A 10,326-nucleotide genomic window follows, 5' to 3' on the forward strand; every position below is an offset into this window, starting at 1 on the left:
GTTCTCCGGTCGGGTGATGCAGTGGTTGAGCAGCAGGCCGCCCGGGCGCAGCCGCGACTGCAGGAACGCGAAGTACGCCGCGTAGTTGCGCACGCCGATGTGCTCGAGCAGCCCGATTGACGAGACGGCGTCGAAGCGGGTCTCGCCGATGTCGCGGTAGTCGCCGTAGCGCACCTCGGCCAGCCCGGCGAGGCCCTCGTCGGCGATGGCCTGCTGCGCCCACGCGGTCTGCTCCCTCGACAGGGTCACCCCGGTGGCGCGGATGCCGCGGCGGGCGGCGTAGCGCACCATGCCGCCCCAGCCGCAGCCGACGTCCAGCAGGCGGTCGCCTGGCTTCAGCCGCAGCTTCTCGAACACCAGCCGGTACTTGTTCTCCTGCGCCTCGTCGAGCGTGGCGCCCGCGTCCGGGTAGCACGCGCAGGTGTAGGTCATGGAGGGGCCGAGCACCCACTCGTAGAAGGTGTTGGAGACGTCGTAGTGGTGGTGGATCGCGTCGGCGTCGCGGCCCTTGCTGTGCCGCAGGCCCGAGGCGGCGCGGCGCCAGCGGGCGGGCGCCTCCTCGGGCGGCGGGGCGACCGGCAGGAGGTGCGAGACGCCGATGGAGCGGACGATGTCGGCGATCACGCGCGGGTGCGGCAGCGAGAAGACGAGGTCCCCGGCGAGCGCCTTGAGCAGCTCGTACGGGTCGCCGGGGTGCACCCCGTGGATCTCGAGGTCGCCGGCGATGTAGGCGCGGGCGAGGCCGAGGTCGCCGCGGGCGGTGGCCAGGTAGCTGGTGCCACGCGGCGACTTCAGCTCGATGCCGAGCGCTGCGTCCGGCGGCCCGGCGGAGCTGCCGTCGTAGGCGGTGAAGCGCAGCGGGAGTCGGCCGCCCGCCAGGATCTCCAGGATCTGCGCCAGGGTCAGCTTGGGCGCCGCTGCGGAGGCGCCGGCATGCCCGGGATCGTCGTGTTCGGCTTCATCCGGCATCCGCTCTTTGAACGTCGTCATCGTCGTTGCACCGCCTTCGCGTAGAGGTCGAGGAGTCGTGAGTCTGGGTCGTACCGCCGCTTCACCGCGCGGTAGGCCTCGCCGCCGTAGAGCGCGTCGAACTCGGCCGGCGTATAGAAGGAGTCGGAGTACAGCGACTTGTGGCCGTCGAGTGCGCTCACCTTGCGCTCGATCAGACGGTTCGTCTGGCCGGTCAGCCGCCCGACGGGCACCGTCGACCAGAAGCCGACGTTGACGTAGCTGCGGTTCGGCTGCATCGGGTAGAGCGGCCAGCCGGCAGCCGTCTCGCCCGACTCGCGCAGGCGCAGCGGGCACAGCCAGATCGGGGTGATCGGCACCCGGGCCAGGAACCAGTCCAGGAACTCGACGCAGCGCTCGATCGGGATCTCGACGTCTTGCACGACCCGCTCCCGCCGCGGCTTGCCCTTGACCCGTTCGAGGCGGTCGCCGATGTGGAACCGCTGCTCATACTTCATCAGCGCGCCGTAGAAGCTGCTGCGCCGGTAGCGCTTCGGCCAGAGCCGGCGGAGGCGCGGGTTCTGCGCACCGAAGGCCTCCGAGCACCAGAACCAGTCGGTGTCCCAGCGCCACAGGTAGTCGTGGATGGTGAGCCGGTCGGTGCTGACCCCGGCCTCGTGCTGGATGGAGCGGTAGTAGATGGCCTGGTCGGTGTAGTCGCTGACCGGGCCGGGCGCATCGCTCTGCGTGCCCAGGCAGAGGTAGCCCTCCTCCTCGCTGAACACGACGCCGTCGAGGTAGTCGACGCGGATGCCGTCCAGCTGCCGGGTCTCGGTGATGCGGCTCATCGCCGCGACCAGCTCGGTGAGGGAGTGGAAGCGCACGTGCCGGAGCGCGACGAACGGCTTCACCTCCTCCAGCTCGATGCGGAGGCGCACCGCGTAGCCGAGGGTGCCGTAGGAGTTGGGGAACGCGCGGAACAGGTCGGGGTTCTCCTCCGGCGACGCGGTGAGCAGCTCCCCCGCGCCGGTCAGGATGTCCATCTCGAGCACCGACTCGTGCGGCAGGCCGTTGCGGAATGACGTCGACTCGATGCCGAGGCCGGTGACCGCCCCGCCGAGGGTGATGGTCTTCAGCTGCGGCACCACCAGCGGTGCCAGCCCGTGCGCCAGCGTCGCGGCGACCAGGTCTTCGTAGGTGCACATGCCGGCGACATCCGCGGTGCGCGCCTCGGGGTCGACGGCGATGACGTCGGTCAGCCCGGTGGTGTCCAGGCCCGGCGCGCGCGCCTGGGTGCGCGTGCGGAACAGGTTGGAGGTCGGCTTGGCCAGCCGCACCGGCGCGCCGTCCGGCAGGGCCCGATAGCTCGCCAGAAGGCGCTGCACGCCATCGGCGTGAGCGACCCGTGCATCAACCGGAGCGACGGACACGCTCCCACGCTAGTCCGCAACGCCGCGGGCCGCGACCTCTAATCCGGTTGGCGGTCGGCGGCGTTCGGCAGACGCATCGCGGGGCATGGCCATCGGCTGAGGCCGCCCGTTCAGCCTTGGAAGTCCTCCGGGTCCACGTCGTCCAGGAACTTTTTGAATTCGTCGAGCGCCTCGTCCTCGTCGGCGACCGTCTCCACCATGGCGGCGGGGATCCCCGCCGCCTCCAACACCGCGTCGGCGACGAAGAGCGGCGTCTGGGTCCGCACCGCGAGGGCGACGGAATCCGAGGGCCGGGCATCCAGCACCAGCCGGCCGGCGGCCGTGGCGAGCGTGATCTCCGAGTAGAAGGTGCCCTCGTCGATTCGGGTCACCTCCACCCGTTCGACGCGGGCGCCGACGCTGTCGACCAGCGTCTTCATCAGGTCGTGGGTCAGCGGCCGCGGGGGCGGGTCGCCGCCCAGGGCGAAGAGCGTCGAGGTCGCCTCCTGCTCGCCGACCCAAATCGGCAACACCTGCCCGACGCCGGGCGCATCGGAGACCGACTTCAGCAGGATGACATGCTGACCCTCGACGTCCAGGGCGACCCCGAGTACGCGAACCTCTACCATGTGTCGACTCCCGTCGAACCGTCGGGCATGACACCGCCATAGTACGTCCCGCGCCCGCGTGACGGCCCTGCGAGTCATCGCCCAGCCGCTGTTTCCGACCGATGCGCCCGCCCACCGCCGGCTCGGCGCCGCTGGCACCCGGCGGCCGGGGCCGGGCCGGCCCGTGCCCGCACTGTTCACCCTCCGTTTGATTCGCAGTACGGCGTTCTCGTAATTGCCGCTCACCTTCGGGAGTTTGGATACCGGTGTTCTCGCAATTCGCGAGGGACCACACTCCGAAAGGTCGCCATGCGTCGCTTTACCCTGCCCGCGGTGGGCATGCTCGCCCTCTCCGCCCTCGCACTGACGGGATGCCAGGCATCCGACGTCGGCGCCTCGCCGGCCGCGGACGCCCCGATCACGATAGCGACGATCCCCGTCTCGGACGACCCGACTGTCGAGAACCCCGTCGACGCCCTGGCCCGCCTGCTCGAGGAGGAGACCGGGCGCACCGTCGAGATCACCGACGTGCCCGACTATCTGAGCGTCGTCGAGGCCATCCGCTCCAACCACGTCGACATCGGCATCATGAGCGGCTTCCCCTCCGCGCTCGCCGTCAACACCGGCGAGGTCGACGCACTGCTCGCTTGGAAGGGCAGCGGCGACCCGGTCTCCACCTGCGTCGTGCTGGAGGACTCCCCCATCCAGACCGTCGCGGACTTCGCCGGGAAGACCGTCGCCTTCGCCGACCAGGCCTCCAGCTCTGGCTACTTCATGCCCGTCTACATGCTGCACGAGGCGGGCCTGGAGCAGGGCACCGACTACGAGTCGATCTTCGCCGGCGGCCACGAGGGCAGCTTCGCGGCGCTGGCGCAGGGCCAGGTGGATGCCGCCTGCACCGCCTTCGTGCTGACCGAGATGGGCGCGCCCATGTTCCCGTTCGCCGACGGCGAGTGGCGGGCCGTGGGCGAGAGCCCGGCGATGGACGTGATGGGCACCGTGCTCGCCCGCCAGTCCCTCGACGAGGAGACCCGCGAGTTGCTGCAGACCGCGCTGCCGAAGGTGTTCTCCGAGGCCAACGCCGAGGCTCTCGCCGGCTACAGCTCCTTCATCGGGCTCGACGTCGAGATCGCGCCGAAGCCGAGCGTCTTCTCCTCCTTCGCCGAGATCGCGGCCGTCGCCGGCGTGAAGCTCGAGGACCTGAAGTGAGGACGGCGGTTCGCCCCGTCGCCCCACCGACAGATGCCCTGACATCCGCCACGATGCCCGCCGTGCAACTGCCCACCACCGCCGAGCTGCGCCACGCCCTTCCCCTCGTCTCGGTGCGCGGCCTCCGGGTCGCCTACGACGAGCAGCTCGTGCTGAACGGCGTCGAGCTCGACCTGTTCCCCGGCGAGATGGTCGCCCTGCTCGGCGCCTCCGGCTCCGGCAAGTCCACCCTGATGAAGAGCCTCACCGGCTTCGCGCCGATCTCGGGCGGCAGCGTGCGGGTCGCCGGGCACGACGTCACCAACCTGGCGCGCGGCGAGCTTCGGACGCTCCGCTCCGAGGTGGGCCAGGTGTTCCAGCAGTTCAACCTGATCCCGCGCCTGAGCGTGCTCTCCAACGTGCTCACCGGCGCGCTGCACGGCGCCGGCCCTATCAACATGGTCGGTGGCTTCTCCAGCGCGCACCGCGCCCGGGCCATGCACCTGCTGGACAGGGTGGGCATCGCCCACAAGGCGAAGGATGCCGCCCGCTCGCTGAGCGGCGGCCAGCAGCAGCGCGTCGCCATCGCCCGGGCGCTCATGCAGCAGCCGCGGGCGATCCTCGCCGACGAGCCGGTGGCGTCCCTCGACCCGAAGCTCGCCGACTCGGTGCTCGAGCTGCTGCGCGAAATAGCGACCGAGGACGGCATCCCCGTGCTGGTCAGCCTGCACGTGCTGCCGCTGGCCCTCGCGCACAGCGACCGCATCGTCGGGCTCCGGCACGGCGAGATGGTGCTCTCCGGGCGCACGGCGCAGCTCGACGCCGCCCAGCTCGCGGTGCTCTACCAGGACGAGGAGGGCGCCGGCGATGAGCGCGACCACTGAGACTCCCCCCGCTCAGGCTGTGCGCCGCGAGACGACGCCCACCCCGCTCAGCGCGGCCGAGCGGGCCCGCCTGGAGCGCGCCTTCACGGCGCCGCGCACCCGGTTCCTGATCGGCATCCCGGTCGCGATCCTGCTCCTGCTCTGGTCGTTCAACGGCGCCGAGTTCAACTTCGCGAAGCTCGGCCAGGGCACCGTCAACATGGGCGAGTTCCTCTCCCGGTTGTTCCCGCCCGACTTCGGCAAATTCGGCACCATCGCCGCGCTGCTCGTCGAGACCTTCCAGATGGCCATCGTCGGCACCGTGCTGGGCGCCGTGCTGTCGCTGTTCGTCGCGTTCGCGGCGGCCTCGAACATCGCGCCGAAGTGGCTGTACTACCCGGCCCGCTGGGTGATGAACGTCATCCGCTCGGTTCCCGACCTGGTCTTCGCGCTGATGTTCGTCTCGGCGGTGGGCCTCGGCCCGTTCGCCGGAATCCTCGCCATGACGCTCGGCTCCCTCGGCTCGATCGGCAAGATCTTCGCCGAGGCGATGGAGTCGGTCGACCGCGGCCCGATCACCGCCATGCAGGCCGTCGGCGCCTCCAAGCGGCAGGTGATCCAGTACGGCGTGCTTCCCCAGGCCGCGCCGCTGCTGGTCTCGTACACGCTGCTCCTGTTCGAGGGCAATGTGCGCGGGGCGACGATCCTCGGGCTCGTCGGCGCCGGCGGCATCGGCCTCGAGCTCACCACCGCCATGCGCATGTACGACTACGGGCACCTCAGCGCCATCATCATCTGCATCATCGTGCTCGTCACGGCCATCGACCAGGGCAGCGCCCTCATCAGAAAGAGAATCACATGACCTCCACCCTCGTCCGCCCCGGTATCGACACCGGCATCGACACCGGCATCGACATCGTGCTGAGCGCGCCGGTCAACCTGCGCGACCTCGGCGGCATCCCGGTCGGCGACGGCAGCGTGCGCCCCGGCCTCGCCATCCGGGCCGACGACCTCTCCACCATCACCGCGGATGCGGCCGCCGAGTTGGTGGCCAACGGGCTGGCCGCGGTCATCGACCTCCGCACCCCGCTCGAGGTCGCCCTCACCGGCCGCGGCCCGCTCGCCGGCCACGCCGTCGCCTATCACCACCTGCCGCTCCTGGCGAGCGTGGCCGATGGCATGCCGAAGGAGGCGCAGAGCTTCACCCCGGAGGCGATGGGGCAGATGTACCTGGCCATGGTCGAACGGGCCGCCCCGCAGCTCGTCACCGCGCTGGGCATCATCGCCTTCACCCCGGGTTCGACCGCGTTCCACTGCGCGGCCGGCCGCGACCGCACCGGTGTGCTGGCTGCCCTGTTGCTGCTCATCCTGGGTGCGGACGACGAGGACATCGTCGCCGACTACGCCAGCACCGGACCCAACATGCCCGCGATCATGGAGCGCACCCGCCCGGTGATGGGGGCGATGATGGCCCGCCTCGGCATCGACTTCAACGGGGCGAGCGCCGCGTCGCTCACCGAGCAGCCGATGCACCCGTCGATGCGGGTGCTGCTCGCCGGGCTCCGCGAGCGGCACGGCGACCCCTTGGCGCCGTTGCGTGCGGCCGGCCTCGGCGACGACACCGTCGCCCGGCTGCGCTCCCGCGCGCTCGGCGCATGACCCTGCCCACCGCTCCGGATGCCGGGGCCGCGGTTCGCCGCGGCCCCGGTCGCCCGCGTGACGAGGAGCTCGACGGGCAGATCCTCGCGGCGGTGCTCGCCTTGATCGACGCCGAGCAGGAGGTCACGGTCGCCCGGGTGGTCGCCGGCAGCGGTGTCAGCCGTGCCGCGCTCTACCGCCGCTGGCCATCGATGACCACGCTGATCGCCGCGGCGCTCGACGTCGGGCGCAGTGTGCCGGCCGAGATCCCCACCGACGGAGACGGCGCCGGCGCGCTGCGCGAGGCGGTGTTCGCCGCGCTGCTCGGCGACCCGAGCTTCGGCGGCAACTCGCAGTTCACCGAGACCCGCTTCCGCCAGCGCATCCGGCTGGTGATGGCCGACCGGCAGCTGCAGAAGGCGTACTGGTCGTCGCACGTCGCCCGCCGGCGCGGCCCGATGGAGCGGGCGTTCCTGGTCGGCCGTGAGCGCGGCATCCTGCGCCCCGACCTCGATGTGGAGGCCAGCTTCGATGCCATCGCCGGCGCCTGTTACTACCAGCTCATCGTGCGCGGCGACAGCTTCGACGACCCGGCCACCCGCTCCCGCGTGCGCGCCGCGCTCGACATCGTCTGGCGCGGCATGCTGGCCTGAGGGTGGCGTCAGCGGGGTTTCAACCCTCCAGGGCCGGCTCCGCGCCGGTCGCCTGCTCGCCCGCCCGTTCGTCGGCCGACGCGCCCGCCGCGTCCCGGGCGTGGGCCTCTGCCTCCAGCCGCGCGATCCGCGCCCGCGCGTTCTGCTCGCTGGGCGACATCCGGCCGAGCACCCGCACCCCGAACACGAGGAACGCCCGCGTCAACGTCACCGCCGGCCACCACGGCCGGCGCAGGCCGAGCAGCTCGCGCTGGCGCCGATCGAGCGAGGCGACCGCCCCGCCGAACAGGATCGGGTACACCCGGCCGGTCATGCCCGGCAGTCCGGGCTTCCGCAGGAACCGCACCGCCTCGGCGACCCGGGCGTCGGGCTTGGCCTCCTGCAGGAAGGCGTCCATCTCGGCGTGCAGCTCGGCGACGCTCCGCGGCGGGTGGGCGACGCCCATCAGCACGCCGGCCTGCGCCCATTCCCGCACGTAGGCGTCCGGCCCGCCGGGGATCGGCCCGCCCCAGGTGGCGTGCGCGCCGAGGAACGCCTCCGTGAAGGCGTCGTGCACCCAGCGCAGCAGCTCCTCGTCGTTCGCCGCGTAGGCGCGCTCGGCGCCGCGGGCGTCCACGTAGGTTCCGGTCACGTGCTCGTGCAGCCGGGAGACGTGGGCGGATGCCGCCGTCGCGCTGGCCCGGTCGCCGAACGTCGTCGTGGCCACCCAGCGCACGGTGCCGTCCAGCCGTCCGAGCGGGTCCTCGTGGTAGCGCGACCAGTCGTGCACGCCGGCCATCGCGCCGGGGTGCAGGGTCTGCAGCAGCAGCGCGCGGATCCCGGCGACGAGTGTCGGCAGTGCGCCGTTGACCGCCCACACCGCGCTGCCGGGGCCGAAGAAGCCGGCATCCGTGCCGCCCGCGAGCGCGTGCGTCAGGGCGGCGGCCGGCGGCGACCCGAGCGGCCGGGCCGCCAGCGCGCGGTGGCGTCGTGCGCGATGCCGTCGTGCGCGCTGCCGTGCGGCGCCCCGTTCGGCGGGGTGCCGGCGTCGGCCGCGCGGCGATCGCTCATGAGACGACGCTAGCCCGGTTCGGCCCCGCTGCGGCTGCGGATCTGCTGCGAAGCGGGTGAATCCGGCCCCGCCGCCTCCGCCCCGCGCCCGGCGACCGCCCACGGGATGAAGCCCAGCAGCACGAAGAACGGGAAGAGCAAGATCTGGTTCGGCATCGCGGGTTCGGCCGGACCCGCATTCGCACCGAGCAGGCAGAACCAGACCCAGAGCGCGGCGGATGCCGAGCCGAAGCAGAACAGGTAGGCGATGCGTCGCCCGCGGCCGCCGCCGTCGTAGGCGGTCGCGAGCAGGCCCGTGAGAAAGCTCACGGACGCCGGCAGCAGCAGGGCGGTCCAGGCCGGTGCCTGCGTGGAGGCGACCGCGGCCTGCCATTGCGTCGTGATCGTGCCGGTGACGGCCTCCCACGTGGCGGGGAGGGAGAGGAGGAGCACGAGCAGCGGGAGCCAGCAGAGGCTCACGGCGATGATCTGCCTCACTCGGTCTTCTCGCGGCGACATGGGCCTACTCTCGCATGCACCCGGCACACCGCGCTGCCGCCCCGGACGCCGTCCCCGCACTTCAGCTCACGGTTGCCCGTTCATCGGCACGGATCGGCGCTCTGTGGCACGATCAGTCCATGGCCAACTCCCCCTCCGGCGACTCCCTCACCGGCCGCATCGCCCGGGTGCTGGAATCGTTCACACCCAGCCGCACCGCTCAGACCGTGTCCGAGATCGGCCGGCGGGCCGGACTGCCGCCGTCGACCGCGCACCGGCTCGTGAGCGAGATGATCGCCGAAGGGCTGCTCGAGCGCGGCGACGACAAGCGGGTGCGGGTCGGGCTGCGCCTGTGGGAGCTCTCCACCCGCAGCGCGGGGGCCATGCGGCTGCGCCAGCTCGCCATGCCGTTCATGGAGCGGGTGCAGACCCGCATCCGCGAGCACACCCAGCTGGCCGTGCTGGAGAACGACGAGGCACTCTTCCTCGAGCGACTCTCCGCCCCGGAATCCGGGGCGAATGTCACCCGTGTGGCCGGCCGGCTGCCGCTGCACGCCTCGTCTTCGGGCGTGATCCTGGCCGCCTACGCGGGCCACGAGGTGCAGAGCCGCCTGCTCGCCGGCCCGCTGACGGCCCTCACGAGCGAGACGCCGGCCGACCCGGCCACCCTCCGCCGGGTGATGGATGACGCGCGCCGCCGCGGCCACGTCGTCGCGCCCGGCTGGATCGAGCTGGTCTCGACCGGGGTCGCCGTGCCCGTGCGGGACGAGGCCGGCGGAATCACGGCGGCGCTCTCGGTCGTGCTGCCGCGCGACTCGGGGCGGGAGGCGGCCGCGCTCGAGGAGCTGCTCGCCGCGGCGGCCAGTATCTCGCGCGCACTGGCAGCCGCCCGGCGCACCTGATTGCCGTTCAACGGGCAAAGTGTCGCGCCCGACGCGGGCGCCGGGGAGACTGGTCGCTCCGCATCCCGCCGTCGAAGGAGACGACTTGACCCAGCCTGTGAGCACCCGTGTCGCGATCATCGGCGCCGGCCCGGCCGGCCTGCTGCTCAGCCACCTGCTGGCCGAGTCCGGCATCGACTCGATCGTCATCGACTCGCGCAGCCGCGCCGAGATCGAGGGCACGGTGCGCGCCGGCATCCTGGAGCAGGGCACCGTCGAGGTGCTGGCCAGCATGGGCGCCGCCTCCCGCGTGCTGACAACGGGCAAGCGGCACGACGGCGTCGAGTTCCACTTCGACGGCGAGCGCCACCGCATCGACTTCGCCGCGCTCGTCGGCCGCAGCGTCTGGCTCTACCCGCAGCACGAGGCGCTGAAAGACCTGATCGCGGCCCGCCTCGCCGCCGGCCAAGACCTGCGTTTCGGCGTGACCGCCGCCGGCGTCGAGGACGCGTCGTCCGACCGGCCCCGCATCATCGCCACAGGCGCCGACGGCCGGCAGCTGGAGATCCAGGCCGAGTTCGTCGTCGGCGCCGACGGCTCCCGCAGCGTCG

13 protein-coding genes are annotated in these 10,326 nt (G+C 72.2%); 7 read left to right on the plus strand and 6 right to left on the minus strand.

Annotated features, from left to right (window positions below; translation table 11 throughout):
• The 3 genes from GY24_RS16310 to GY24_RS16320 all read right to left on the minus strand — a co-directional run.
• A partial coding sequence (locus tag GY24_RS16310) for a class I SAM-dependent methyltransferase (protein ID WP_104477573.1) occupies positions 1-990 on the minus strand: 990 nt, incomplete at its 3' end.
• On the minus strand, positions 987-2,378 hold the full coding sequence (locus GY24_RS16315) for an FAD-binding oxidoreductase (RefSeq protein ID WP_104477575.1): 1,392 nt from the start codon (positions 2,376-2,378) through the stop codon (positions 987-989). The genes GY24_RS16315 and GY24_RS16310, both read right to left, overlap by 4 nt.
• 110 nt (positions 2,379-2,488) lie before the next feature.
• Positions 2,489-2,986: a bifunctional nuclease family protein gene (locus tag GY24_RS16320; RefSeq protein ID WP_104477577.1), complete on the minus strand. Its 498-nt coding sequence runs from the start codon at positions 2,984-2,986 to the stop codon at positions 2,489-2,491.
• Positions 2,987-3,274: 288 nt separating this feature from the next.
• Between GY24_RS16320 and phnD the strand changes: the two genes are divergently transcribed.
• The 5 genes from phnD to GY24_RS16345 all read left to right on the plus strand — a co-directional run bounded on the left by phnD (position 3,275) and on the right by GY24_RS16345 (position 7,307).
• Positions 3,275-4,174 carry a phosphate/phosphite/phosphonate ABC transporter substrate-binding protein gene (phnD, locus tag GY24_RS16325; protein ID WP_104477579.1) on the plus strand — a complete coding sequence of 300 codons (900 nt, stop codon included), beginning with the start codon at positions 3,275-3,277 and terminating at the stop codon, positions 4,172-4,174.
• 62 nt (positions 4,175-4,236) lie between these two features.
• Entirely contained in the window at positions 4,237-5,037 is an 801-nt protein-coding gene (locus tag GY24_RS16330) for a phosphonate ABC transporter ATP-binding protein (RefSeq protein ID WP_233279429.1), read from the plus strand.
• Positions 5,021-5,878, plus strand: coding sequence for a phosphonate ABC transporter, permease protein PhnE (gene phnE / locus GY24_RS16335; RefSeq protein WP_202972972.1), 858 nt, complete (start codon positions 5,021-5,023; stop codon positions 5,876-5,878). Before GY24_RS16330 ends, phnE begins: the two co-directional genes overlap by 17 nt.
• Complete coding sequence (locus tag GY24_RS16340; RefSeq protein ID WP_104477585.1) at positions 5,875-6,675, plus strand: tyrosine-protein phosphatase; 801 nt, start codon at positions 5,875-5,877, stop codon at positions 6,673-6,675. The genes phnE and GY24_RS16340 overlap by 4 nt, the downstream gene beginning before the upstream one ends.
• Positions 6,672-7,307: a TetR/AcrR family transcriptional regulator gene (locus GY24_RS16345; protein ID WP_104477587.1), complete on the plus strand. Its 636-nt coding sequence runs from the start codon at positions 6,672-6,674 to the stop codon at positions 7,305-7,307. The genes GY24_RS16340 and GY24_RS16345 overlap by 4 nt, the downstream gene beginning before the upstream one ends.
• A gap of 19 nt (positions 7,308-7,326) precedes the next feature.
• Here GY24_RS16345 and GY24_RS18130 read toward each other — a convergent pair whose 3' ends face one another.
• The 3 genes from GY24_RS18130 to GY24_RS18140 are packed head-to-tail and all read right to left on the minus strand — an operon-like array spanning position 7,327 to position 8,834.
• The gene (locus tag GY24_RS18130; protein ID WP_233279430.1) at positions 7,327-8,166 is read right to left on the minus strand and encodes an oxygenase MpaB family protein; all 840 of its coding nucleotides are present in this window, start codon (positions 8,164-8,166) and stop codon (positions 7,327-7,329) included.
• Between the two features lie 53 nt (positions 8,167-8,219).
• Positions 8,220-8,357: a hypothetical protein gene (locus tag GY24_RS18135; RefSeq protein ID WP_233279431.1), complete on the minus strand. Its 138-nt coding sequence runs from the start codon at positions 8,355-8,357 to the stop codon at positions 8,220-8,222.
• A gap of 9 nt (positions 8,358-8,366) precedes the next feature.
• Complete coding sequence (locus GY24_RS18140; RefSeq protein ID WP_233279432.1) at positions 8,367-8,834, minus strand: hypothetical protein; 468 nt, start codon at positions 8,832-8,834, stop codon at positions 8,367-8,369.
• Between the two features lie 140 nt (positions 8,835-8,974).
• Between GY24_RS18140 and GY24_RS16355 the strand changes: the two genes are divergently transcribed.
• A complete protein-coding gene (locus GY24_RS16355; RefSeq protein ID WP_104477591.1) occupies positions 8,975-9,736 on the plus strand; it encodes an IclR family transcriptional regulator in 762 nt (253 codons plus the stop codon).
• A gap of 85 nt (positions 9,737-9,821) precedes the next feature.
• Positions 9,822-10,326, plus strand: a 505-nt coding sequence (locus GY24_RS16360; RefSeq protein WP_193953635.1) for an FAD-dependent monooxygenase, incomplete at its 3' end; no start/stop codon positions are given.

It is taken from the genome of Microterricola pindariensis (assembly GCF_002936985.1).
GTDB classification, from domain to species: domain Bacteria; phylum Actinomycetota; class Actinomycetes; order Actinomycetales; family Microbacteriaceae; genus Microterricola; species Microterricola pindariensis.

What these genes read in the sequence shown, in the direction of transcription:
- GY24_RS16320 (WP_104477577.1), bottom strand. Translation starts at nt 2,986, where the DNA reads ATGGTAGAGGTTCGCGTACTCGGGGTCGCCCTGGACGTCGAGGGTCAG.
- phnD (WP_104477579.1), top strand. Translation starts at nt 3,275, where the DNA reads ATGCGTCGCTTTACCCTGCCCGCGGTGGGCATGCTCGCCCTCTCCGCC.
- phnE (WP_202972972.1), top strand. Translation starts at nt 5,021, where the DNA reads ATGAGCGCGACCACTGAGACTCCCCCCGCTCAGGCTGTGCGCCGCGAG.
- GY24_RS16340 (WP_104477585.1), top strand. Translation starts at nt 5,875, where the DNA reads ATGACCTCCACCCTCGTCCGCCCCGGTATCGACACCGGCATCGACACC.
- GY24_RS16345 (WP_104477587.1), top strand. Translation starts at nt 6,672, where the DNA reads ATGACCCTGCCCACCGCTCCGGATGCCGGGGCCGCGGTTCGCCGCGGC.
- GY24_RS18135 (WP_233279431.1), bottom strand. Translation starts at nt 8,357, where the DNA reads ATGAGCGATCGCCGCGCGGCCGACGCCGGCACCCCGCCGAACGGGGCG.
- GY24_RS16355 (WP_104477591.1), top strand. Translation starts at nt 8,975, where the DNA reads ATGGCCAACTCCCCCTCCGGCGACTCCCTCACCGGCCGCATCGCCCGG.